This is a genomic window from Bartonella harrusi, from assembly GCF_024297065.1.
In the GTDB taxonomy this organism is placed as follows: Bacteria; Pseudomonadota; Alphaproteobacteria; order Rhizobiales; family Rhizobiaceae; genus Bartonella; species Bartonella harrusi.
The window spans coordinates 1,989,443-2,015,235 of record NZ_CP101114.1 but is presented as its reverse complement, the minus strand read 5'-3'; the positions used below and the strand labels follow the sequence as shown (position 1 = coordinate 2,015,235).

General features: G+C 40.3%; 16 protein-coding genes and 5 pseudogenes. 16 read left to right on the top strand and 5 right to left on the bottom strand.

Going from position 1 to position 25,793, the window contains the following annotated elements; all coding sequences use genetic code 11:
* Positions 1 to 190 precede the first annotated feature (190 nt).
* From NMK50_RS09520 to NMK50_RS09500, 5 genes and pseudogenes are all read left to right on the top strand, one after another.
* Entirely contained in the window at positions 191 to 1,378 is a 1,188-nt protein-coding gene (locus NMK50_RS09520; protein WP_254770252.1) for a COG4223 family protein, read from the top strand.
* An 11-nt stretch (positions 1,379 to 1,389) separates the two neighbouring features.
* Positions 1,390 to 2,958: a heme biosynthesis protein HemY gene (locus NMK50_RS09515; protein WP_254770251.1), complete on the top strand. Its 1,569-nt coding sequence runs from the start codon at positions 1,390 to 1,392 to the stop codon at positions 2,956 to 2,958.
* A gap of 82 nt (positions 2,959 to 3,040) precedes the next feature.
* Positions 3,041 to 3,787, top strand: a complete 747-nt coding sequence (locus NMK50_RS09510; RefSeq protein ID WP_254770250.1) for a glutamine amidotransferase — start codon at positions 3,041 to 3,043, stop codon at positions 3,785 to 3,787.
* 147 nt (positions 3,788 to 3,934) lie between these two features.
* On the top strand, positions 3,935 to 4,990 hold the full coding sequence (locus NMK50_RS09505) for a DUF2125 domain-containing protein (protein ID WP_254770249.1): 1,056 nt from the start codon (positions 3,935 to 3,937) through the stop codon (positions 4,988 to 4,990).
* Positions 4,991 to 5,242: 252 nt separating this feature from the next.
* Positions 5,243 to 5,787 (top strand): annotated as a pseudogene (locus NMK50_RS09500) (integrase); the annotation flags it as partial.
* Positions 5,788 to 5,829: 42 nt separating this feature from the next.
* Here the strand turns inward: NMK50_RS09500 and NMK50_RS09495 are convergent.
* Both NMK50_RS09495 and NMK50_RS09490 read right to left on the bottom strand, forming a co-directional pair.
* Positions 5,830 to 5,954 (bottom strand): annotated as a pseudogene (locus NMK50_RS09495) (integrase); the annotation flags it as partial.
* A gap of 361 nt (positions 5,955 to 6,315) precedes the next feature.
* Complete coding sequence (locus NMK50_RS09490; protein WP_254770247.1) at positions 6,316 to 11,004, bottom strand: NAD-glutamate dehydrogenase; 4,689 nt, start codon at positions 11,002 to 11,004, stop codon at positions 6,316 to 6,318.
* 265 nt (positions 11,005 to 11,269) lie between these two features.
* On the opposite strand from NMK50_RS09490, the gene NMK50_RS09485 reads away from it, so the two are divergent.
* The 4 genes and pseudogenes from NMK50_RS09485 (at position 11,270) to rpsP (ending at position 14,466) form a co-directional block, all read left to right on the top strand.
* On the top strand, positions 11,270 to 11,920 hold the full coding sequence (locus NMK50_RS09485) for a carbonic anhydrase (RefSeq protein WP_254770246.1): 651 nt from the start codon (positions 11,270 to 11,272) through the stop codon (positions 11,918 to 11,920).
* A gap of 242 nt (positions 11,921 to 12,162) precedes the next feature.
* Positions 12,163 to 13,731 (top strand): signal recognition particle protein, encoded by a 1,569-nt coding sequence (gene ffh / locus NMK50_RS09480; protein ID WP_254770245.1) that lies wholly within the window; start codon positions 12,163 to 12,165, stop codon positions 13,729 to 13,731.
* Positions 13,732 to 13,755: 24 nt separating this feature from the next.
* A pseudogene (locus NMK50_RS09475) lies at positions 13,756 to 14,084 on the top strand (chorismate mutase).
* 16 nt (positions 14,085 to 14,100) lie between these two features.
* Positions 14,101 to 14,466, top strand: coding sequence for a 30S ribosomal protein S16 (gene rpsP, locus NMK50_RS09470; protein ID WP_254770243.1), 366 nt, complete (start codon positions 14,101 to 14,103; stop codon positions 14,464 to 14,466).
* Positions 14,467 to 14,591: 125 nt separating this feature from the next.
* On the opposite strand, the gene NMK50_RS09465 is transcribed toward rpsP, so the two are convergent.
* Positions 14,592 to 14,804, bottom strand: a complete 213-nt coding sequence (locus NMK50_RS09465; RefSeq protein ID WP_254770242.1) for a DUF1674 domain-containing protein — start codon at positions 14,802 to 14,804, stop codon at positions 14,592 to 14,594.
* An 83-nt stretch (positions 14,805 to 14,887) separates the two neighbouring features.
* On the opposite strand from NMK50_RS09465, the gene htpX reads away from it, so the two are divergent.
* The 5 genes and pseudogenes from htpX to NMK50_RS09440 all read left to right on the top strand — a co-directional run bounded on the left by htpX (position 14,888) and on the right by NMK50_RS09440 (position 21,154).
* Positions 14,888 to 15,928 (top strand): zinc metalloprotease HtpX, encoded by a 1,041-nt coding sequence (htpX, locus tag NMK50_RS09460; RefSeq protein WP_254770241.1) that lies wholly within the window; start codon positions 14,888 to 14,890, stop codon positions 15,926 to 15,928.
* Between the two features lie 40 nt (positions 15,929 to 15,968).
* Positions 15,969 to 17,318 (top strand): annotated as a pseudogene (locus NMK50_RS09455) (RsmB/NOP family class I SAM-dependent RNA methyltransferase).
* 64 nt (positions 17,319 to 17,382) lie between these two features.
* Positions 17,383 to 19,083, top strand: a complete 1,701-nt coding sequence (locus NMK50_RS09450; RefSeq protein ID WP_254770240.1) for a heparinase II/III family protein — start codon at positions 17,383 to 17,385, stop codon at positions 19,081 to 19,083.
* Positions 19,084 to 19,237: 154 nt separating this feature from the next.
* Positions 19,238 to 20,854, top strand: a complete 1,617-nt coding sequence (gene purH, locus NMK50_RS09445) for a bifunctional phosphoribosylaminoimidazolecarboxamide formyltransferase/IMP cyclohydrolase (RefSeq protein ID WP_254770239.1) — start codon at positions 19,238 to 19,240, stop codon at positions 20,852 to 20,854.
* A gap of 147 nt (positions 20,855 to 21,001) precedes the next feature.
* On the top strand, positions 21,002 to 21,154 hold the full coding sequence (locus tag NMK50_RS09440) for a DUF1127 domain-containing protein (protein WP_254770238.1): 153 nt from the start codon (positions 21,002 to 21,004) through the stop codon (positions 21,152 to 21,154).
* Between the two features lie 221 nt (positions 21,155 to 21,375).
* Here the strand turns inward: NMK50_RS09440 and NMK50_RS09435 are convergent, their stop codons facing one another.
* Positions 21,376 to 22,161: an SURF1 family protein gene (locus NMK50_RS09435; RefSeq protein WP_254770237.1), complete on the bottom strand. Its 786-nt coding sequence runs from the start codon at positions 22,159 to 22,161 to the stop codon at positions 21,376 to 21,378.
* Between the two features lie 267 nt (positions 22,162 to 22,428).
* Between NMK50_RS09435 and rpmB the strand changes: the two genes are divergently transcribed.
* A complete protein-coding gene (gene rpmB, locus NMK50_RS09430; protein WP_254770236.1) occupies positions 22,429 to 22,734 on the top strand; it encodes a 50S ribosomal protein L28 in 306 nt (101 codons plus the stop codon).
* A gap of 84 nt (positions 22,735 to 22,818) precedes the next feature.
* A complete protein-coding gene (locus NMK50_RS09425; RefSeq protein ID WP_254770235.1) occupies positions 22,819 to 23,505 on the top strand; it encodes a VUT family protein in 687 nt (228 codons plus the stop codon).
* Positions 23,506 to 23,871: 366 nt separating this feature from the next.
* Here the strand turns inward: NMK50_RS09425 and cobT are convergent.
* Positions 23,872 to 25,783, bottom strand: a pseudogene (gene cobT, locus NMK50_RS09420) (cobaltochelatase subunit CobT).
* Positions 25,784 to 25,793 lie beyond the last annotated feature (10 nt).

Sequence of the window (25,793 nt, the reverse complement as noted above, 5' to 3'; positions counted from 1 at the left end):
GTTGTTTATTAAAGTATATCATTGTAAATATTTTTTATGAAAATGCAGTGTTAAAAATTTCTGTAAAGTTATATTTGTTGTAAAAAGGTTATAAAACAAGTTATGATGTTTGAAAAAAGCTTAATTTTTAAAACTTTTTTCATTTTATTCTTTTACAATTGTAAAAAACTGTGCACAAAAAGTGACTAAGATGGTAGATTCTTCAAAACCAAAAGCTAAAACACATTACATTGCCACGCGCCGTAAAAAACCGGTGGTTGAACATGAAACTGTAAGCGATGATGAAGAAAAGAGAACACAAAATTCTGTAGAATTTGATGCACAAGAGAAACAGAACAAGAAAAACATATCGCATCAATCTATATCTCATCTCTCTTGGCTGTACTTATTTCTTTCGGGAATTTTAGGTGGCCTTATTGCTTTAGGCTTTTTCATAGGGCTTCAATGGGCACGTGTGCTGCCTCTTTCTTTTGTAGAAAATGATGCTGGAGACAAAAAGGCTTTGCAAATTGCTGAAATCGCAAAAAAACAAGGCGAAGAAACAATAGAACAATTGGGGCGTGTGGTTCAAGAAATTGATGCTTTAAAAACAGAGTTTTCTTCTTTTTCATCGCAACAGGTTGAAACAATTCAAGGTGATGAAAACTTGCAACAAGAAAGCAGAAAAGCTTTTACTGTTTTAGAGGAAAAAGTGAAAGGTTTAGAAGAGTCTGTACAGATTTTGGTTGATAGGTCGAAAGATATGGAAACGGCTTTGTCCGTTGGGCAAAGCAATGCAAGCGCTCTTGCTCTCTTAAAGCAACAGTTAGGAACCATGCAGGAAGAAATTGCTGTTAAAGAGAGTGAAAAACAAGAGGTAAGTATTGCGCTGTTTATTGCCATCAGTTCGCTAAAAAATGCCATAGAACGTGGAGGGTCTTATATCAATGAACTGAAAACATTACAGCAATTAGCGCCTACAATGGATGGACTTGATTTGTTACAAAAAACAGCAGATAGAGGACTTCCAAATTCAGCGCAACTTTCAGATGAGTTTGCTAGAGTTGCCGATGCAATCGTTCGTGTGCAAAATAATGTTGCATCAGATGCTGCTTTTTCTAAACGGGTTTGGGCATGGATAAAAGGTTTGGTCGTTTCACGACCAATTGGAAATATCGAGGGTATGACGCTAGAGGCGATTGCGGCACGAATGGAAGTTGCTATTCAAGCGGGTGATTACGAAAAGGCTTTGAGCGAATGGCAAACATTGCCTCAAAATGCGAAAGATGTTTCGGTGGATTTTGTTCATAAACTTGAAAGACATATTGCTATTCATCAGCGGCTTCAGAAGTTGCTATTCTCGGCACAGCAGGGATCTGTTAAGGCTCTGAAGAGGTAAACAGGCGCAAGATGATACGTGTTTTTATTTACAGTTTTGTTGTCTGTTTGATCGGCCTGGCTTTTGGATGGGTTGCTAATCACAATAGCGTTTTTGTTATAACATTTTTGCACTTTCGGTTTTCTGTTTCATTGTTAACGTTTTTGTGCGCATTCATTTTATTGCTTGGAGTTTTAGCGCTTTTATGGTGGCTTTTATCTGCCTTTTTTTCTGTACCTAGAGCTCTCTCTCATTATTTTTATCAACGTCGTAAAAAGCGTGGTTATCAAGCTCTTTCACAGGGAATCCTTGCCGTTTTTGCCGGTGATGGTGTTTTGGCACAACAAATGGAGGCACATGTTGGCAAATATTTTTCTGATAAACAGGAACCGTTGGTAAAACTCTTACAAGCTCAAATTCTCTCTTTGCAAAATGACTCTGCTTCTGCCATCCGCCTTTATGAGGAGATGAGAAAAGAAGCACCAACACAATTGGCGGGGCTTTACGGTTTGTTTCGTGAAGCTCTAAAAAGCAAAGCTTATGAAGCAGCACAACAATATGCAGAAGAAGCATTGGCTTTATCACCAGCACTTTTGTGGGCGCATCAGGCTGTGCTTGAACGGTTGAGTGTTGAGGGTAAATGGGATACGGCACTTACTGTTTTTGAACGTGCACAAAAAGCTTTGCCACGTGCAATTCGTTCAACTGTAGAACGTCAACATACACAAGCTTTATTGTTATGTGGGAAGGCTCTTCATCTGTTTGAAACGCATCCTGTGCAAGCACGTTCAGCCATTTTAAAAGCGCATAAATTATTGCCTGATTTTGTGCCTATAACGATTGTTGCTGCTGATATTCTTTATAAACTCAATGAAACACGTAAAGCGGATAAAATGATTATTACAGCTTGGCAGAAAGAACCTCATCCTGATTTGGGAGTGCTTTATCTTGAAAAAGAAGAAGGAGCTGTTGGGCGATTGAAGAGGGCTAAAACTCTTGCTTCTTATAATAAGGAGACATTCGAAGCGACTTTCCTTATTGCCAAAGCTGCTTTGGATGCTGGTGAGATAGTCTTAGCAAGGGAACAAGCTGAAAAAGCACTGCAATATCATCCGCGTGAAAGTGTTTATTTATTGTTGGCAGATATTGAAGAAGCGCAGGGAAATAATCAAGGAGCTGTGCGACAATGGCTTTCTTTGGCACTTCGTGCTGAACGTGATCCGGTGTGGATGTGTGATGGGGACATTTTTCCTTCTTGGTCGGTTGTGTCTCCAATTAGCGGACGTCTTGGCTGTTTTGAATGGAAAGCGCCTCCTCGTATGGCTCCCTTCACATTGGAGGCGACCAAGAGTGAGTTGGAAAAGCAGAATCAAGATAAAGCAAATGGGGTAGGGAAGAGTGCTGATATCGAAAATAAGATGCTTGGAGAGTCATCTTCGGTAGAGCGTCCCCTTGAGTATCATGCACCACTACAGAAACAAGATATAAAAGATCAAGATATTACGGTATTGAGTCAAATCCACTTAAATGTTGATGATCCAGGAGTTAAAACAGAGGAAGAGGAGGCATTTTTGTCAAGAAAAAAATTTCGTTTATTTTAAATCAAGAAAGTTATAGTGCATATTATTTTCTTGTTCTTAAAAAATGAAAAGTGACTTGGTTGCAGAAATGATTGATTAAAAAATGTTTTTACATCAAAGGTGTTTTAGTGCAAAGCAAAAAAAGTGCAAACCAAGAATTGCGGTGGTGATACATCGTCAATCTACATATACTGGTCGTTTGGGAAAATTTTTGCAACAAAATGGTTTTGTTCTTGATATTTATCGCCCTATTTTAGGACAAAAACTCCCCGATACATTGAAGCATTATGCCGGTGTGGTTATTTTGGGGGGACCGATGAGTGTCAATGATGAGGAAGCTTATATTGGCAAGGAAATTGATTGGATTTCCTTATCCTTGAAAGAAAATAAGCCTTTTTTGGGGATTTGTCTTGGAGCACAGATGTTAGCGCGAAATCTAGGGGGACGTGTTGGTACAAGAAGTGATGGAATTGTTGAAGTTGGCTGGTACCCTCTGGAAGCAACCTCACAAGGCAAGGCTTTGATGAATTGGCCAGGAATGGTTTACCATTTTCATGATGAAGGTATTTATGATTTACCTAAAGCAGCTGCGCTTTTAGCAACAGGTCATACATATCCTGTACAAGCTTTTCGTTATGGAGATAATGCATGGGGTTTGCAATTCCATGCCGAATTCACACGTGCTATGATGCGGCGTTTGGTGGTGCGTTCAGCACACAAATTGACTGAAAAAGGTGCTCAACCTGCTTCTGCACATTTGAAAGGTCGTTTAATTTATGATCAGGCTTTGAGTAAATGGTTTGAAAATGCGTTACAACAGATTTTTTGTGTACCCAGCGTTTGTGCCTGAGCATTAAAAATTTTATTCATAGAAGATAAGGAAAGTTGTCATTGTGTCTATAATCTCTCAGTTGACATCACTACGAAAAAGCCTTTCTTTGCGTTATTTGCTTTTTGGGCTGTTTTGTCTTGTTGTGATATGCGTTTATAGTGCACTTTGGTTTTTTTTTCACGTAAAATAGAAGACCGTGTTTCTGATCTCCTCGCAAGAGCTTCTGCTCGTGATATAACGATTGTATGCAAACATCTCAGTAAAAATGGTTATCCGTTACGTATTGGTGTTTCTTGTGATAACTTTCAGTTTTCTTGGCCTTTACACGAGTTTTCCTTATCAACTGCGCGTTTGATGGTTGGTGCACCAATTTATGCTTCTCGTTTTGTAGAGTTTAATGTTTCTTCTCCTGCGTCCATTGTTTTTTCTGGAAAAATGCCTATTGCGTTGCAATGGCGCAATCTTGTAGTTGAAACAGAGCCTTATTGGAAAACGGTGAGGACATTTAAACTGATGGCTGAAGGGCTTGAGGTTTCTACCATTGCTTCCTCTCGTAAGGATCAGAAATTTTCAGAAAAATTTGGATCAAAAACGAAGAATAAGAAGCTCATACAAGAAAATGTTAGAAATCAAGCATCTTTGCAAGATGCTGTGGATATGATGGTACCTTCGTTAGATAAAGAGAATGTGCCCCAAAAAATAGCGGCAGAATTTTTGCGACTTGATCTGAAAAATGAGAAAAATCATTTATCAGGGCACCTTATTGTTGATGATTTTGACTCTTCCCTATTTTTTGCACCTTATTTTGTTGATTTCCCAAAAATTAATGGCAATTTAAAATGGACTTTCAATGATCTCTCTCATTTGTTTGAAAATGGAAGAGGTGGTTGGAAACAGTGTTTGTATGGGAAAAGTGGTGTTTTAAAGCGTGGTGAATTGGCTTTTCATACAGGTGGTCTCCTGCGTATCAGTGGACCTTTCTCCTTTGATGATGAAGGCTATTTGACAGCAGAATTTGATCTTGTTTTTGTGAAGCATATGGAGCTTCTTACCACTATGCAACGCTTGTTTCCTGAGCAAGCTAATAATCTGCAAGCTTTATTCTTTGTTTTGAGCATGATGCCTAAAAGTCCAGATGGCTCTCCCATTCTGCCCTTGAAGATTACCCATGGATGGGCAAAATTAGGTTTTTTAAAACTCGGCCGGCTTGCGCCACTTTAAGTCTAAAGTCTACTCTTTGTATGTTGCCAATCAATTTTACCATGGGACAATTTTACCATAGGGTAATTCTATGATAGAGCAACATATTGACTTATAATGATAATTCATCATTTTGCATGTTGAATGATATCCTCGAATATCCTAAGATTCTCTTATTCAAAACATGCTTATGTTGAATCAATCAAATCCATTCCCTTGCACATCACAAGTGGGATTATCGTGTGGATAAAAACCATTTAGAAAGGAATAAAAATACCTTTAATGAATCGTCTTATTGCAAGAGCTGTCGCAACATTGGAGGGGGACGGTAAAGAGTATGATGAGACCAGCTTGTACCATCATAAGCGTAAAGATGGTGGTGATCAATGGTTTTTACGTTATACCATCCACGGGTGGGGGTGTGAGATGGACTTCTGTGTTTTAAGAAATGTTTCTTAAAAAAAAGCTTGTGAATGTGCAATACAATGACGTTCTGTTTTGCGTGAGTCGTGACCCTATTAAAGAATGTGAGAAACAAAAGCGTGAAGCAATGCGTAGTCTGCATTATTTAAAGATATTGCTTTGGATGCTTTTGAAATTCGTAAAGCTAAATTAAAAGAAGATGAAAAGGTTGGAGATTGATTTTCACCTTTACGTCTTTATATTTTCCCCAAATTAGGCTGTCTAACCATTTTAGAGATCACACAAACCGATAATATATGCAATACGTTTGCACCGATTTGACATACAAAAGCTGGGAAAATTAAAAAACACTAAACCATCTTAATATTTGTCTCAAATATGCTGTTGCATTGGGGCAATTTTACTATGGGGATAAGGTATTTTAAGTGCTCTGTTTAACGATAAAGCCATTGAGCACCGCCATTTTTACGCTTATGAAGGTACAAGCCTGCCCCATCGTACTCTTTACCGGTTTCCCAATGTTGCGATAGCTCTTGGTATTGAGATTCTTCATAAGAGATATTTTTATTCCTTTTTTTAGAGTTTTTACCCACACACCAGCTCCGCTTATAATGTGCAAATAAATGATTATGATTGATTCAAAATGAGATGATTTAAGATGAGAGAATCTTACAATATCTGGGGAGGGCACTCAATATGCAAAACGATTAATTATCATTATAAATCAATGCGTTGTTTGATTTAAAAGCGCAGACAGCAGATTCTTTCTTCCCTTACTTGTTACGTACAAGACAGCAAGTTGAGATCATTCAATGAGAGTACCAATGCGGTTTGTGACATCATGAAAGTGAAAGTTTTTAAAACTTTTATGTTTTGCATTGCTGTACATCTGAAGGCATTGCTTTAAATCTGACCGGTATGTTTTAAAGTTGGGCAATCATACCTGCTGCGAAGGTAAAACGAGAAATGTTGAGATCATTTTCAATGAGAGCACCAATGCGGTTTGTGACATTATGAATTTGATCTTCTGTTGTTTTACTCCAAGCTGCAAAAGGATCTTCTTTTGCTCCATAATTTTTCAGGATTTTCAGAACAATTTTGCGTAAACTTTCGGCAATATTTTCTTTAGCTTGGCTTAAGGCCATACTATCATAATAATCAACGACAGGAATTGTTCGACTTGCTTCATTAATGCGATTTATACGAATGATTTGCGCAAGTGAGAAATAAATCTTTGCGGTTTTAATAAGGTCGCTGTTGCTTTGTTTGGCAATCAAAGAAATGTCACAAATTATGGGGGTTGCGTCCAAAAGAGCCAATTGCTGTGCTAAAGTTTTTGGTGCACCTTCTTCGCTATAATGGTTTGTTTTTTCCTTGATTTTTTGATTGATATCGTTATCGCTGGAATGTGTTAGCAGTTCTTCAAGAACAGTACGGGCTTGCTTTATTGTTTTTGCCAGTTCTTCTAATGGAGTCGAGAGATCCATATTGCGCAAGCCCCAATTTGTTGTTTCAAAAAGCATTGACGTAATCGCTGCGTAAAATTTGTTTTGGACAAGACCTGGTATTTTATTGTCAAGTCTATCAATTTGATCAGACAATTGAGGTATAGCAAAGCCATCACACAATGCGATGAAAACACGAATGATATTTTCAACCTTTTGTTCAGTAGCATCTTGGAGTCGACTCACAAAAGTAGGCCCTCCACGATTCACAATATCGTTGGCAATGAGGGTTGCAATAATATGACGACGCAATTGGTGGTTAATGATTTCTTTTTCAAAACTTGTCTGAATTTGCGTTGGGAAATAATGTAATAAGATTTTGTCAAAATAACTTTCATCAACAATAGCACTATGAGCGATCTCTTCTTTGAGGGTTAGCTTTGCATATGCCAAAATGACCGCGAGTTCTGGACGTATAAGTCCTTGGCCTTGTGTTATTCTTTGTCGTAAAATTTGTTCATCAGGGAGAATTTCAACTCTGCGATCGAGAAGTTTCTTTTGTTCTAAATCATGCATAAAGCGTATTTGATAAGGTAAATCGGCAATGCTTTGGCTTTCAGCTAAAGAAAGAGCAAGTGTTTGTAAATAATTGTTGCGTAGGACTAATTGTTCAACTTGGGAAGTCATTTCTTTCAAGAGCTCATTGCGTGCTTCGCGGGTAAGCGTTTTTGCATGAAGGGCTGATGCTAGAACGATTTTGATATTGACTTCAACATCTGAACAATTAACACCTGCGGAGTTATCAATGGCGTCTGTATTGCATCGCCCACCATTTAAGACATATTCAATACGACCACGTTGTGTGACACCAAGATTAGCGCCTTCACCAATAACTTTTGCACGAACTTGTTCACCAGTAATGCGGAGAGCATCATTTGCACGATCGCCTACTTGTGCATCCGGTTCTGTTGTTGCACGAATGTAAGTCCCAATGCCGCCAAACCATAAAAGATCAACAGGTGCTTTGAGAAGAGCAGAGATAATTTCAAAGGGTGTTCCTGTTTGTTTTTCAAAACCAATGGCTTGTGCTGCTTCGGGTGAGAGAGTAATGGTTTTCATTGTTCGTGAAAAAATACCACCACCCTTTGATAATTTTGCTTGATCGTAATCCTGCCAACTTGAACGAGGAAGTTGAAAGAGACGCAGACGTTCAGCATAGCTTTCAGCTATATTGGGATTGGGATCTATAAAAATATCGCGGTGGTCAAAAGCAGCAATGAGTTTTGTTTGTTTGGAAAGAAGCATTCCATTGCCAAAAACATCACCGGACATATCACCAACACCGATACAGGTAAAAGGCGTTGTTTGGATATCGTGATTAAAGGATTCACGAAAATGTCTTTTAACAGCTTCCCACGCACCTTTCGCTGTAATCCCTATGGCTTTGTGGTCATAACCTGCTGAACCTCCAGAGGCAAATGCATCATCGAGCCAAAAGTGATTCGCTTGACTAATGGTGTTGGCTGTATCAGAGAATGTTGCTGTCCCTTTATCTGCTGCAACAACAAAATAAGGGTCATGGTCATCATGACAGATAATATTGTGAGGAGTGCTTATTTGGTTGTTTACCAGATTGTCGGTAATGGAAAGCAAAGCTGTGATAAAATCGATATAGGCTTGTCGTGCGGCCTCTATTACGACGGCGCGATCATTCGTTTGGGGAAGGCGATGAGGATAAAATCCACCTTTTGCTCCAACAGGAACAATAACAGCATTTTTAACCTGTTGCGCTTTGACTAAGCTGAGCACTTCGGTGCGATAATCGAGTGCACGGTCAGACCAACGGATTCCACCGCGCGCAATAGGACCAAAACGCAAATGAACCCCTTCAACTTCTGGTCCATAAACGAAAATCTCTCTATAAGGGCGCGGTTCAGGTAAGCCTTCAATTTGGCGAGGGTCTAGCTTGGTTGCTAAAGTACGTCGTGGATCACCATTTTCTAAAGGAGTAAAGGCATTGCTTCGTAAACTTGCATCGATAAGATTACGATAACGGCGCAAAATCAGATCGTCATCTAAACCGGATACTTTCTGTAATTTTTCTTCAATGCGTTGTTGAATAATCTGTTGGTTCTTTTCTCGCTCTTTTTCTGTATGGCTTTGATGAAATTTTAAATGAAATAAAGTATAAAGATCTTGGGTAATATCAGGGTAAGCGTTTAAAGTTTGGGCAACACGATCTTGTGAATAAGGAATTCCAGTTTGTTGCAGATAGCGTCCGTAATGGCGCAAAACGACAATTTCACGCCAATGAAGCTTTGCTGTTTGGGTTAAGGCATTAAAGGCATCATTATCAGCATTTTGCGACCAAATTGCTTCGAATGTTTCAGCATGTTTTTGACCGTTTTTTGCAAAATCGATACAGAGTTGGAAAGCACTCTCCAATTGCATATCATGAAGATAAACAGAGTCTCCATTGCTGTCTGGTAATTCAAGAGTTTGTTCAGCTATGACGCGAAATCCCATATTTTCAAGAAGGGGTACGCGTTTGGAAAGAGCAAGTGCTTGATGGCGGTGAAAAAGCCGGAGAGAAAGGGTCTGTTTTTCTTTATTTTGTGGATGATAAAAAGTAACGAAAAGGGGTTTTTTATCATTAAGACTGAGAATATGACTAGCGTCTTTTATTGCATCTTCAGCTGAAAATAAGTCACGATAGCTATTGGGAAATCGGCTAGCCAAACACATTTGTTGGTCTGTTGCTTTACAGGTAAGAGCAATGGTTTGAACGCTATCTTCCCAACCTCTTGCTATCGAACGAACATTTTGTTCAAGTGTCATCCGCTCGACAATAGGGGCGCTTTCGTTTCCTTTGCGATGGATGATATAATAGACGCGAATGAGTGTACTTTCTAAAAAGAGCGGATAGGATTCAAAAAAATCACCCTGATAGAGTTCGACAAAATATTCGCCAATTTTTTCGCGAATATTGCTGCTATACTGGTCACGAGGGACATAAACAAGTATAGATACAAAACGTCCAAAAGAATCCGTATGGGCAAGCACCCGTAAACGGGGGCGTTCATCTAATTGCAGAATAAGCTTGGCATTTTCTGTTAATGTATCAATGTCGGAACGAAACATTTCATCCCTTGGATAGGTTTCTAAAACACTGATGAGCGCTTTTCCAGAATAGTCAGTTCGACTGTATCCAAGGTGTTGAATAATAGTTTCTGCTTTTTCTTTTAAAAAAGGGATTTGCAAAATAGAGCGTGTATAAGCTGAGGAGGTGAATAATCCTACAATACGCAATTCTCCGCATAGCTTATCTTCTTTATCAAAGATTTTAAGACCAATATAATCGAGCCAAACAGGACGGTGAATTCTTGAACGACTGTTTGCTTTTGTTACAATAAGCAAGTTGTCACTTTCCATAAAGGAGAAGATTTCTTGTGGAGGTTCTTCCACACACGCGTCACCGATAATACGGATAGAGGCATCTGTGAGAATACCAAGTTCAACATCGCTGGCTATAAAAGCTTTTGTAGGCTCTTGGTGTTTTTTGAAATGATAACTACGCATGCCAAGAAAGATGAAATTATTGTCCATCAACCAGTTAAGAAACTCTATAGCTTTTTCGCCCTCTTGTTTATAGTGTTGCGGGAGATTTGTTTGATAAGTATGGATATGCTTTTTCACTTCTTCAAGCATAGGCTTCCAGTCTTGTACAGCTGCATTGACCTGTTCAAGAACGAGAGTGAGTCCCTCTTTGAGTTTTTGTATTTGCGGTTCGTTTAAGGACTCAATGTGAATTTGCATCAGGCTAATGCGTTGTCCAGAGGCACAATTAAGTACGGGATGTGCAATCAAATAAATATGATATTTATTCTGATTGAAAACATTCAAAATAGAATCGAGTAGGAATGGTTTGTTATCGTTTACGAGCGTGATGACGGTGATAGGTTTGTTGTTACGGGTTAAATTTTGTTCAAAGCAGATGATGGTTTTTCCTGCTTGGTGGCGGTTGAAAGCTTCAACAGCGGCGGTTGCGGCTTTTTGGAGTTCCTCGCTTTCGTAACAGACGATATCTTCTTTATCGGTATGAGCAAAAAGAATTTGTTCTATGTTATTTTGATGGTTTTTTGTTTCTGCTGCTTTTTGTTGTAACACGATAGTTCTTCCCTTTAAACTTCCCTTTTTTGCTCTTAGAGGCCTTCTTCATTAAAGCAGACCATTATATCACTCTTGGCAGTGTAACACCTTCTTCTCGAAGAGAATAGTTATTTATTTTGAGAAACGTTTAACTTGTTGCTTCCATTTCAAAGTAATAATTTGCTATCTTGGGCGAAGAGCTTTGTGTTGATGATAGAATACTTTGGGTATTTTTGTCTTAAGGGTCTGTTCGTAAAATATAAAAATGGAAAGTAAGAGGGGAATGATGCGTTTGCCAGAAAGACTTTTAAGTGGTTACCAGTCTTTTATAAAACATCACTTTTCTTATGAAACAGCACATTATCAACAATTGGCCCTTGAAGGGCAGAAACCCGAAGTTTTTGTGATTGCTTGTTGTGATTCGCGCGCAATACCAGAAACGATTTTTAATGCTAGGCCTGGTGAAATTTTTACGTTGCGTAATGTGGCGAATTTAGTCCCTCCATTTTCTCCTGATAATCAATATCATGCAACATCAGCAGCTCTTGAATATGCTGTACAATTGCTTGAAGTTAAGCATATTGTTGTTTTCGGTCATGCGCACTGTGGAGGGGTGAGTACTGCTCTTAAAGGGACTTATAAGTCTTTATCGTCAAAAGATTTTATTGGGCAATGGATTGACCTTTTGGCACCAGCCGCGCAAGATGTTGTTGGCTATAAATCACTGTCTAGGCAAGAGCAGCAGATCGCATTAGAGCAGCTTTCTATTCGTCATTCGTTGAGAAATTTAGAGACATTTCCGTGGATAAAGGCGCGTAAAGAGCGGGGCGTTTTAACATTGCATGGAGTTTGGTTTGATATCTCAAGCGGTGAATTGTGGAGTATAGAACAAGAAACAGGTGATTTTATGCGTGTTGAGGTTGGAGAATTTTGAAATGTAAATGTTTGCTATCCTTTAAAATAACTTTAAAATGAACGCTATTACATGATAAATCTTGACAAAGGTGGGCTTTTATTGTTTGAAAGAACAAGCTTTCAGTGACAAAATAAACTTGGAGCCACCGACTGAGACCCCAGTTGAAGGGTATAAAGAGATCTCAGAGGTCAACATTCGACGGCGCGATGCGTTCTCGGGTGCCATTTTAGTTTGTTTATTATGTAGCAATGAGGTAGAGAATGTTTGAATCCTTACAAGAGCGGCTTGGTTCCATACTGTCTCATTTGACAGGGCGTGGTGCTTTGTCGGATCAGGATGTAACAGCGGCATTGCGTGAGATTCGTCGCGCTTTGTTGGAAGCCGATGTTGCTCTTGATGTTGCACGTTCTTTTACCGATAGGGTTCGCGAGAAAGCTGTTGGGTCTGCAATTGTTAAATCAATTAAACCTGGACAGATGGTTGTTAAAATCGTTCACGATGAATTGGTTAACATCCTAGGCAGTGAAGGTGTTTTGAGCGATTTAAATGCTCCAGCACCTGTTGTTATCATGATGATTGGTTTGCAAGGTTCCGGAAAAACAACGACGACAGCAAAACTTGCAAAACGTTTTACGGATAAAAATAATAAAAAAGTTCTCATGGCGTCATTAGATACACGCCGTCCCGCAGCACAGGAACAACTACGCCAATTAGGAGAACAGGCAAAACTGGCAAGTTTACCTATTATTGTTGGACAGTCTCCCGTTGATATCGCATCACGTGCGGTACAGGCAGCAAAATTGGGTGGTTATGATGTGCTGATTCTTGATACAGCAGGACGTAACCATATTGATGAAGCGTTGATGTTGGAGTTGGTCGAAATTAAAGCGTGTTCCCTTCCCCATGAAATTATGTTGGTTGCCGATAGTCTTACGGGGCAAGATGCTGTTCATCTGGCACGCTCTTTTGATGAGCGGGTGGGAATTACAGGAATTATTTTAACACGTATGGATAGTGATGGTCGCGGTGGTGCTGCTCTTTCAATGCGTGCCGTGACTGGAAAGCCTATTAAAGCAATTGGAATCGGTGAAAAAATAGATTCTTTGGAAGAGTTCCATCCTAGTCGTATTGCAGATCGCATCCTTGGAATGGGCGATATTGTTTCTTTGGTTGAAAAAGCTGCGGAAACAATGGATCATGAAAAAGCAACCGCTTTGGCAAAAAAAATGCAGGCGGGAAAATTTGATCTCAATGATTTGGCAGAGCAATTGCAAAAAATGAAAAAACTTGGCGGAATGGGTGGCATTATGGGAATGTTACCGGGTTTTAGTAAAGTTAAAGATCAGATTGCTGCTGCGGGACTTGATGATCGTTTGTTTAATCGTCAATTGGCTATTATTTCGTCAATGACACCTTTAGAGAGGGCCAATCCTGAAATTTTGAAACATAGCCGTAAACAACGGATTGCTAAGGGGGCTGGTACAAGTGCTGCTGATATTAATAAGCTTTTGAAAATGCATCGACAAATGGCTGATATGGTCAAAGCCATGGGCGGCAAAGGCAAAAGCGGTTTGATGGGAAAAATGTTAGGAGGGCTTGGTGCTAAGATGGGGTTGGGGAGTATGGGAGCTGTTGGTGGAGATTCTGGGGTGCTTCCCGATTTATCAGGGTTTGATCCAAAGCAGTTCTCAACACTTCAAAAGCAGATTGAGAGCGATAATGGAGGGAAGGGCTTACCTGGCCTGCCAGGGCGTGGATTTACATTTCCGGGGCTTGCCAATGGTACTGCAGAGAGGGAAAAATTTCCTCAGCATCCCAAGAAAAAATAAGATGCAAAGAGGGAAGGAAATATAATGCAGGAAAAGATATTGGATGAATTGGTGCATTTACGAGCATCCATTGATAATTTTGATGCAGCGTTGGTCCATATTTTGGCAGAGCGTTTTCGTTGCACAAAGGCTGTTGGGCACTTAAAAGCCCGTTATGATTTGCCTGCGGTGGATCCTGAGCGCGAAAAAAACCAAGTTGCGCAGTTGCGACAATTGGCTATCGAGAGTCATCTCGATTCCGATTTTGCTGAGAAATTTTTGAATTTTGTTATTAAAGAGGTGGTGCGTCAGCATGAAATCATTGCTGAAGAGCACAAACAAAATAAATCAACTTAAACGAAAGCCAAAACTGATAATAGGAGATAAAATATGGCATTAAAAATTCGTTTGTCCCGTGGAGGTTCAAAAAAACGTCCTTACTATCATATCGTTGTTGCGGATGTTCGTAGTCCGCGTGATGGGCGGTTTCTTGAACGTGTTGGTGCATGGGATCCAATGTTGCCTAAAGAGACACCACGTGTCAAACTGAATGAAGAACGTATTCAGTATTGGCTTGGTCACGGAGCGCAACCAACAGATCGCGTTTTGCGGTTTTTGGATGCTGCTGGCTTGAAAAAGCGTCCAACCCGCAATAATCCGCAAAAAGGTGAACCTGGCAAAAAAGCACAAGAACGTATCGCTGCGGCAAAGCAAGCCGCTGAAGACGCTGCTGCTTCAGCAGCAGAAGAAGTATAATGATTCTGCAAATATCATTCCTTCTACACGTTTTTTGAAGAACAACGATAACTCTCCGTTTTTGATAAACAAAAACGGGTTTTCTCTAAAGGGGCGTTTGATTTTTAAAATCAACATTGGTTCTTCTAGAAGTCGATGGCGCGCCCGTTGATTTCCCAGTCTCCATAGCGTGAGGGATCTTTGCTGCCGCGTCCACCCTTTTCTAAAGGCTTTTCTTCACTGGTTTCATTTTTTCGCCTTTTTTCAGCTTCGTGGAGGGCACGCTGTGCTGCTGGAGAGAGGGGCTGCTGTTGATCCGTTGTTTTTTGTTTGCTTATTTTCTGGTCTTTGTTATCCATTTTACACCTATTCCATTGAAGAAGCAGAAAGAAAACCCCATCATATAACATTGATTGTATTTTATTATGGAGTTTTTTGAGTAATGAACATAATGCGTACAGCCATGCTTTTGGCTTTTATGACGGCTCTTTTTATGGGAGTTGGTTATCTTGTTGGAGGCGGAGGGGGTATGATCATTGCGCTCTTGATGGCAAGTGGTCTAAATTTTTTTTCTTATTGGAATTCGGATAAAATTGTTCTCCGAATGTACAATGCACATGAAGTTGATCAGAATTCCTCGCCGGTTTATTATAAAATTGTCAGTGATTTAGCTAGGAGAGCTTCTCTTCCTCAGCCAAAAGTTTACATTATTGAGAATGCACAGCCAAATGCTTTTGCGACAGGACGTAATCCTCAAAATGCGGCCGTTGCTGCGAGCACTGGATTGTTGAGGATGTTGAGTCCAGAGGAAATTGCCGGCGTTATGGCGCATGAGCTAGCACATATTGAGCATCGTGATACGTTAACAATGACGTTGACTGCGACGATTGCTGGAGCAATTTCGATGCTTGGTAATTTTGCTTTTTTTATGGGTGGGCAGCGTCATTCTTCAGAACATTCTCACGGTGGAGGGCTTGGCAGTCTTATCGCTCTGCTTGTGGCGCCTTTTGCAGCAATGCTGGTGCAAATGGCGATTAGCCGTACGCGTGAATATGCTGCTGATCGTCGCGGGGCTGAAATATGTGGTAACCCATTATGGTTGGCTTCTGCGTTGCGTAAAATTGCCGATGGTGGACGGGGGATTTATAATGAAGAAGCAGAGCATAATCCAGCAACAGCACATATGTTTATTATTAATCCCTTGAGCGGTGAAGGAGCTGATAGCCTTTTTTCTACCCATCCGGCGACGGCAAATCGTATTGCTGCTCTTTATCGGCAGGCGAAAGAAATGAAAGGGTTAATCGTCAAAGACATGGGGTGGAATGGAGAAGATAGTTTTCAGGAAAAAAGCACGGGATTAGAGTATGGAAGTGTGAAGCGGGGTGTTCAAACCCATCTATCAAGTGATCTTGAAAATAATGGCTTTCAACGTGTTACAAAGCGTCCTTCTTGGCTTCGTTATGAAAAGACAAAGAAATCTTGATTATAGAGTTCTGGGGGAAAAAAGGTGTAAGGGTATTGATTTGAAACACAAGAAAGCGGGGCATGTGTCCGAAAGAAATGTTCCCGGATTAGCTGTTCGACAGGTGGTGTTCGTCTTTTGGGAGCGGTGCTTTATAAGAAGGCGTCTCTTGCTGGTTTAACGGATAATGAACATGGGCATCCGCAATATTTAGGGCTTTCACAACGCGATCGCTCTTTGTGTCGTGCTATTTTGATAGCAGCATTGCATCATCGGGGGCAGATTATAGCTGCTTTATCATGCTTTTTGATGCGACCTTTGCTCCCGCAAGCGCTTGCACTTCAGCATCTTTTGCATGTCAGTGTGGTGCAAATCCTTTATCTTGATATCCCTGATCATGCTGCTCTTGATTTAGCTGTGCGTGTGGCCAAAATTGATCCGTGTATGCGCCGTTTTTCAGGAGTGGTGAATGCTCTTTTGCGTAATATTGCGCGTGAGGCGGTGTTGTTGCGCCAACAGGTTTCTACCCATGGAAGGGATTCCTGCGTGGTTTTCGCAGCTTTTGGTTTCAACTTACGGAAAAGAAAAAGCAGATCAAATTTTGGCTGTTCAAAGTACACCGCCGCCCCTCGATTTGACTGTTAAATCCGATAGTGTTGGGTGAGCTAAACGGCTTGAAGGTGTTGTTTTGCCGAATGGTTCCATTCGGTTGAGTCGTTTGGATTGTTCTGTGACTGATTTACCAGGTTGAGGGGGCTTGGTGGGTTCGGGATTTTGCTGCGGCGTTGCCTGCTTATTTACTTGGAAATATTCAGGGGAAGAATGTTGCTGATCTTTGTGCAAGCCCTGGTGGAAAAACAGCATAATTGGCTTTGCAGGGGGCTAAAGTGACAGCAGTTGAGCTGTCTGCTCATCGGGTAGCGCGTTTAAAGGCGAATATGGAGCGGTTGCATTTTACAGTTCACACGTGGTTGGGCGATATGAGAGACTTTCATCCCCAACAGCTTTCTGATGCTGTCCTTCTCGATGCTCCTTGTTCTTCCACAGGAACAATACGCCGTCATCCAGATATTTTATGGACGATATCGTTAAATTAGCGGCGTTGCAATATGATTTGCTTGTCATGGCAATTGCTTTGGTGAAGATAGGCGGGTGTCTTGTTTTTTCCAATTGTTCCTTAGCAAGGGAAGAGGGTGAAGATCTTATTGAGAAAATTTTATCGACACGTAATGACATTGTTTTGGAACCTATTGGTGCAGAAGAAATGGGCGCAATGGCGCATTTGCTCTCTATGAGAGGGACTTTACGAACGACTCTTGTTGACTTTTGTCAGCAAAATTTTGATGTTGAGAAAAACCTGTTTTTAGGAATGGATGGTTTTTTTGCGGAACGCCTGCGGAAAGTGGCTTAATTAACGGTTCATTTACTAAAATGGCTGAAATTGTACGTGATTTGGTACGTACGGAGTTGAAATTGTGGCGGTTGCAGTCAAAAGTTATCAGGTAAAGACGTCGGATTTTGGGTATAGGATACACCAATTGATACGGCGTTTATCCGTTGGCCCTCTGTTTCGTTGGCGGTTTTCGGGATTTCGTCCCCATAAAATTTTAGCGCATCCCATTGATTTGCATCTAGCTGATCCGGTGATGGCACACGAATTTTATCATGGTCGTTTTGCTTTTGCTGGTCATATGGTTGAGGCTGGTGCTGTTTCACCTTTTGCGTTGGTTCCACCAGCACCAGAATGGGAAGCTGCTTTGCATGATTTTCATTGGTTACGGCATATGGCGGCAGCAGAGAGTGATTTGGCTGTAGCACATGCGCGTTCTCTCTTAGAAGATTGGCTTGATCATGGTGGTAAAACAGTCAAAGGGCTTGCTTGGAGTGGTCCGGTTGTGGCTCGGCGTTTGATTTCGTGGATTTGCCATTCGAAAATATTGTTGCAAAAGGCAAGTGAACGGTTTGAAAAACGCTTTTTACGTGCACTTGGCTTTCAGTTTCGTTATTTGCGCACAGTGATTTGTAGCATGGAAAGCGATGATCAACGTTTACAAGCTGCTGCCGCTTTGACATTTGCCTCTCTTGCTTTGCCTGTTTCTGCTGCAATCAAAAAAAAGGTGCAAAACTTTCTTATAGAGGAACTTTCACAGCAGATTTTAGTTGATGGTGGTCATATTTCACGTAGTCCTGCCATTTTGCTCAATTTGTTATCAGATTTATTGTCGCTTCGTCATCTGTTTGCGAAGAGTCATGAAACAGCACCGCGGATCCTCATTGATTCTGTTGAACGTATGTTGCCAGCTTTACGGTTTTTTATTCATGAAGATCAAACATTGGCGCATTTTAATGGGGTTGGACCACTTGTCTCTAAGCATTTATCAACCGTTTTAGAGCTTGATGAGACAGCTGGACATCCTTTTAGTTATGCACGTTATTCAGGGTTTCAACGTTTACAAGCGCATCAAACGACAGTGCTTGCAGATACAGGAAAATTTCCGCCACGTTCTGTTGCACAACATGCTAGTTCTGGATGTTTGTCGTTTGAAATGTCTTCACGAGGAAGTCGCTTTATTATCAATACAGGTGTTAACCCTTATGGACGTGAGGAATATCAGCATTTAGGACGTATGACTGCGGCACATTCAACCGCAACGGTTAATGATTGTTCGGTGGGCATTTTTCGTAAAAAAAAGAAGAAAGGCGCTTCACTTTTGCTTGAAGGGCCAACGGATGTTAAAGTGCGCCGTATAGAGGATTCAGAAAAAACGGGTTTTATTGCGAGCCATGATGGCTATGTGCGGCCTTTTAATCTTGTTCATGAGCGTGGTCTTATTTTAGCAACAAATGGAACAATGATTGAGGGATTTGACCGCTTTTTTGTGCCACCTAAGGGGCTTGCAAAAAGATATAAGGCAGAGCAAAATGAACAGAATCATGTTGCTGTTCGGTTTCATCTTCATCCCCAAGTTGAGGTTAACTATGATGGAAATGGTGTGCGTTTAGCCGCTCAAGGTGGACAAGAGTGGTATTTTATGTCTCCTGATGCTGATATTTTTCTTGAAGATTCGATTGATTTTGCTGAATCTGTAGGTCCGCAACGCACACAACAGATCGTTTTGTATTGCTGTCCTGCATTCCAAGAAAAAGTTCGTTGGCGTTTTACGTGCCATCCTTGAAAATAATGATCAGATTTTTTACTGGTAAAGATAAAGCCTTTCTTTGTGTGTTAAGAAAGATATTTTCTCCTTTCAGTGTATTTTGATAATGGCATATGCTATAGATGCGTGAGTGCGTTTTTCTCAAATGGTCATTATTTTTAGGATTCCTTTTATGGATGTTGTTGCAAAAAGTTTTCCCATACCTGATCTTCATCGGGTTCGTCGTGTTCTTCTTTCCGTGTCGGATAAAACTGGTTTGGTGCCATTTGCGCAAGCGCTTCATCGTTATGGTGTTGAATTGATTTCGACAGGAGGGACAGCTAAAGCTTTGATCGCTGCGGGGTTAGCTGTCAAAGATGTCGCTGAAATTACAGGATTTCCAGAAATAATGGATGGGCGCGTTAAAACTCTTCATCCTTTGGTTCATGGTGCTCTGTTAGGTGTAAGACAGGATCCTAGCCATAGGGAAGCTATGGAAAAGCATGGTATTTGTGAAATCGATCTTTTGGTAGTTAATCTTTATCCTTTTGAAGAGACTTCTCAATCTGGAGCTGATAGACAAACGATTATTGAAAATATTGATATTGGTGGACCGGCAATGATTCGTGCGGCAGCAAAGAATCATGCTTATACTGGTGTTATTACAGCAGTGAGTGATTATGATGCTGTTCTTGCGGAATTAAAGAAGCATGATGGGTGTCTCAGTTTGTCTATGCGCCGTCAGTTAGCACTATGTGCTTATGCACACACTGCGGCTTATGATGCCGCCATAGCGGCTTGGTTCGCAAAGGATTTAAAAGTTAAAATGCCATCGTGGCAGAGTTTTTCTGGTCATCTTGAAAGTGTTATGCGCTATGGGGAAAATCCACATCAAAAGGCGGCGTTTTATCGTAATAATGAGAAACGTTTTGGTGTTGCAACAGCTAAACTTTTGCAAGGTAAGGCACTCTCTTATAATAATATGAATGATACAGATGCGGCATTTGAACTCGTAGCAGAATTTGATCCTCAAAGGACTGCTGCTGTTGCGCTTATTAAACATGCCAACCCTTGTGGTGTTGCGGAAGGACAGAGTTTGAAAGAGGCTTATTTGAAAGCACTCATATGTGATAATGTTTCCGCATTTGGTGGAATTGTTGCGTTAAATCAAACTCTTGATGAAGAATGTGCAGCAGAAATTGTCAAAATTTTCACGGAAGTGATTATTGCTCCTGATGCAACAATGGCCGCACGTGAAATTATTGCTAAGAAAAAAAATCTTCGTTTGTTGATAACAGGTGGTGTTCCTGATCCACGATGTGGAGGGCTTGTTACCAAAACGCTTTCTGGTGGAATGTTAGTGCAGTCGCGTGATAATATGGTGGTGGATGATCTTAATTTGCAAGTGGTGACAAAGCGGGCCCCAAGTCAAGATGAAATGCGTGATCTTCAATTCGCTTTTCGGGTGGTAAAGCATGTTAAATCAAATGCTATTGTTTATGCGAAAAATAGTGCAACTGTTGGTATTGGTGCCGGCCAAATGAGCCGTATTGATTCGGCTCAAATTGCTGCGCATAAAGCTGAAGAAAGTGCAAAAAGAGCGGGATTAACAGAAACTCCAACCAAAGGGTCCGTGGTTGCATCGGATGCATTTTTTCCTTTTGCAGATGGTTTGTTGGCAGCTTTTGACGCTGGTGCAACAGCTGTTATTCAACCAGGTGGTTCCATGCGTGATGAGGAAGTGATAGCTGCTGCTGATGCCCATGGTTTAGCTATGGTTTTTACAGGTGTACGGCATTTTCGCCATTGATGCTTAGGATCTTGCTTTTTGCCAATGGGATCAGTTTCTCCTGCCATAAGTGCATATCTGTTATGAAATTATAGCACGACTCTTTTTTTGTAATTTGCTTTATCTTACAATCTAGTAATGATTCAAATGAGGTTTGGGGGTAAAAATATGAATATTCTACGTTCTTATAGTAATTGGCGCCGTTATCGGCGAACAGTTAATGCGTTACGCCGTCTTTCAACACATGAATTGAATGATCTTGGTATTTGTCGCGGCAATATTCGTTCAATTGCACGCTATTATTCGCATAAATCTTTTTAATTGTTTTTGTGATAACATTTAAAAGAGTATGGCAAGAAGCGGCACCTGTTTGTGTGTGCTGGTTGTTCCTGTATATTTTTTTGCAAAAGAAAATAAAGTATATAAAGGCATCTATGAAACTCTCAACACAATAGGGCGAGGGGATATTTTGTTGTGGAGTATTCTCCTCAAAGTAAAATCATTTAACAGCCTCTTTTCACGAGGTGAATGCCTTGTTTCTTTTAGCGTTTTTGTTGCAATAGAAAAAGTGAACCACCGAGAACACCAGCAGCTAAAATAAACCACGTGATAGCATAGACAAGATGATTATTGCGAAAATGCACAACCGTTAAGCCAGCAATGGGAAGCTTTTTTTGTGGAGCTGTTTTTTTTCCAGCGTCAATAAAATAAGGGGCAACGGTGGATAAGCCAAGTTTTTGTGCCATAGCGGGAAGATCTCGTGTATACCATAAATCGTTATCAGGATTATTTTTCCGTGGGAAAAATCCATTTTTTTCGCTCATTCGTAATGAACCTATGATTGTGGTTTGCTCTGACTTTTGCGCAGAATCTTGCTGCGTTGATCGCTCTGTGTCTGCTTGTTCTGCTCTTTGAAAGTTTTGACGCGCATCCATGGGGATAAAACCACGATTCACAAAGGTCAGGGTATTGTCAGCTGTTTGTAAGGGGGTTAAAACCCAGTAGCCCGTGGTATTTTGAGCAACAGCAATAACAAAAATATTTTTATCTGTTAGAAACTTTCCTGTGATAATGATAGGACGATATTCATCTTTCTCAAAAGTAACGTGTCTCCATTGATTTTGTGGTGGTGCTTTGATGGGATGTGAGTGAACACGTTGATTGACACTGGTGATAAGATTTGTTTTCCAGTTTAATCGTTGTATTTGCCATACACCTAGTGCACTAAAGAGAAGGAAAAAACACGTCAATAAAATGCTAAGGAGGAGTGAAGAAAAGCGGATATGTTTTTCTTGAAGTTCTGCAATGGAAGAAACTGTTTTGTTCATGATTAACGCTTCCCCTTTTAGAATGATAAGCATTCTTTTAGCACTATTGGGTGCTAAAAAAAACATTTTGTACGTCTTTTCTGGAAAATCATGCAAAAATTCTCTTACAAGGGATGTAAAAGGCTCTATAAAAGACTTGACCTTTTATTGTCGACACCCTATTAGAAACATACTTTCTCGATAATGTCCGTTTAAGGGCGTTCTTTGCGTTGTTCTTTTTTCGGGTATTGAGATTTTACAGTTTCTTAGGGTTTAAAGGTGAAGTTTATGTCTCGTGCCTGCGAATTGACAGGAAAAACAGTTCTTTATGGCAATAATGTTAGCCATGCGAACAATAAAACACGTCGTCGTTTTTTACCAAATCTTTGCAATGTAACATTGATTTCAGAAGTGTTACAGCAAGGTTATCGCTTGCGTGTTTCAGCAAGTGCTTTGCGTTCTGTTGAGCACCGCGGTGGTCTTGATGGCTTTTTGATCAAAGCTGATGATAAAGAATTGTCGCAACGTGCGCGTTTGTTAAAACGCCAAATCATTAAGAAAAAAGCTGAAAATAAGGCTGAACAAGCAGCATAGTTGTTTTTCGTTTTGAAGCTTTTGTTTTGGCTTTTTACTCTTTGAGTACTGTCTTTTATTGGTTCCATGTCCCAAGTTAAAAAAATGTCTTCAGTACAGAGTCTTTTATTCGCACAGCAAAAGAGAAGGTATATTGCTTTCTCTATCATTGCGATGTGCCTTACTGTAACTGCTTCTAATATTTTGGTGCAGTATCCTGTCTATTGGTTTGGTTTAAATGAACTCCTAACCTATGGTGCTTTTACCTATCCGATAGCTTTTCTGATCAATGATTTAGCTAATCGTTTTTGTGGTCCAGCCGTAGCGCGGCGTGTGGTTTATGCTGGTTTTGTTTCTGGTGTTTTTGTTTCTTGGATCTTGGCGACACCACGGCTTGCAATTGCTTCTAGTTTAGCATTCTTATTTGGACAACTGCTTGATATTATGGTTTTTACGCCTTTAAGGCGTAAGACATGGTGGAAAGCGCCTTTAGCAGCGGCGTTGGTTGGTTCCGCTTTGGATACGGTTTTGTTTTTTTCTCTTGCTTTTGCGAGTTGTTTTTCCTTTATTGATCAGATGACAGGTTATGCTGATAGTTCAATCTTGGGGACGACTCTTTTGGGAGAGGTGGAGATTCCGATTTGGCTCTCACTTGCTTTTGGCGATTTTTCAGTAAAAATTATTATGAGTTTGTTTATGTTGATTCCTTATGGAACAATTCTTAGAGCTATAAAAATCCCTCTTTATAACAATCATTTAAAAGATAAATCGTCTTTTGTTGGTAATGAATAGTATTGATTTATTCTCTCCTTATTCTTGAAGATGGAATGGGGAGTGCTTTGTTATTCTATGATAAAATATTGGCTTATAATGATATTTATCATTTCGCACTTTGCGATGAGATTCGCAAATATAACAAGATTCTCTTATTTTAAACACTCTCATCATAAATTAATAAAGAGTGTTTACTTTTACGTTATAGGTAGAGATGTGGTGGTAAAATCGTTTAAAAATGGAAAATACTTCATGAGAAGCGCTTAAATGTAAAAGTTTTTAGCGTTATTGAGAGCGGATAAATATAAAGCGGGCAAATATAATGATAGCGCTGGTTTGTAGAGCATCTCTTTCAATGTCATACTATGCTATCGTGCGGCTGATTTAAAAAGTTTTTAATCTTTTATGGCGATGGAATTTTTTATTGCTAAAGAGCTCTTCTAATTGTTTTGTTATAGCGTTGGCGAGTTCTTCAGCATTCATAATTGTGACGGCACGTTGATAATAGCGTGTGACATCATGACCAATGCCAATGGCAATGAGTTCTATAGGAGAATGGGTTTGGATTTCTTGAATTACTGCGCGTAAATGTTTTTCTAGATAATTGCTGGAATTAACCGATAGTGTTGAATCATCAACAGGGGCTCCATCAGAGATGACCATGAGAATGCGTCGTTGTTCGCGTCGTGATAAAAGGCGTTGATGCGCCCAAATTAATGCTTCACCATCGATATTTTCTTTCAGTAAGCCCTCCTGCATCATTAAACCTAAATTACGCCGTGCTCGACGCCATGGGGTATCCGCACTTTTATAGATAATATGACATAAATCATTGAGGCGTCCCGGATTAAGAGGTTTATTTTGGCTAAGCCACTGTTCACGGGATTTTCCGCCTTTCCAAGTTTTTGTGGTAAAGCCTAAAATTTCAACTTTGACACCACAACGTTCGAGGGTTTGTGCTAAAATATCTGCACAGCTTGCTGCAACAGTCATTGGTCGTCCACGCATTGAGCCTGAATTATCAATGAGCAGTGAAACAACAGTATCACGAAATGGGGTGTTGCTTTCCATTTTGAAAGAAAGGGGTTGCATGGGATCAATGATCAGACGGGAAAGTCGTGCTGTATCAAGGTATCCTTCCTCAAGATCAAAATTCCAATTGCGATTTTGTTGTGCCATAAGACGGCGCTGTAGGCGATTGGCTAAACGCCCAACGATGTTTTGTAGATGATTGATTTGTTTATCAAGATAATGGCGTAACTGATCCAATTCGCTTTCAGGACAACAATCTATCGCTTCCAGAATTTCATCAAATTGTCGGGTGAAAACTTTATAATTACCAAGCCTTTCCATTTGTTCTGAATCAGTGAAAAGGTGTTTGGCTTGGTTTACTTTTTTTTTGCCAAGAATTTCTCTCTTGTTCTTCTTCGGCTTTGTCACTGTCATTGGTTCGTGTTGCTTGTGTTTTTCCTTTGTTTTGCGCATCACTTTCTTGTTCTGCTGTTGTTTGTTCTTCGCTTTGGGTTTTTTTTTCGTTGCTGCTCTCTTCTTCTGCTTGATTTTGGGGTTCACACTGGTTTTTTAATTTTTTACTATTTTCACTGTCAGAAGTTTCTTCTAGTTGTGCAGCCATTTTTAATGTCACAAGCATTTGACGAACAATGCGTGCAAAAGCAGGTTGGTTGTAAATATGGTGTGTGAGTTCGTTTAGTTCTTTTGCAGCTTTTTGTTCGATTTCTTGACGCCATAACTCTAATACCGGTCCAGATTCTTTTGGGGGAGGGCGTTTGGTTATTTTTTCACGCAGTAAAAGTGCAATGGCTTCTTGGATAGGGGCTTCACTTTGCGTGTTAATCTTTTGATAATGGGCCCTTTGATATTTATCAGCAAGCATACCATCAAGATTTTGTGCAATTCCCTCCATGGCTAAGGTGCCGATTGCTTCAATACGTGTTTGCTCAAGCGCTTCAAAGATGGCACGGGCTTCTGATTCTTGTGGAGCAAATTGTGTGTGAATACGGTTATCATGCCATGCTGTGCGTAAAGCCATGGAATCGCCTAATCCACGCGTAATCGTGATATCTTTGTTTGTTGCATGTTGTGGTAATTCCGGTAAACGTGCATAATTTTCACTTAAAGATGGTCTGTTATTGTTAAAGGAAACTTCAAGCTTGTTTGTACCAGCAATGGCGCGGATACAGGTGGAAAGTGCTTTTTTAAAAGCTGTAGCATCAAGAGTTGTGTTGGGAGAATCGTTGGTTAAATTTTTGCTGTTATCGCCAGTATCCATAGTCATGATTGACATA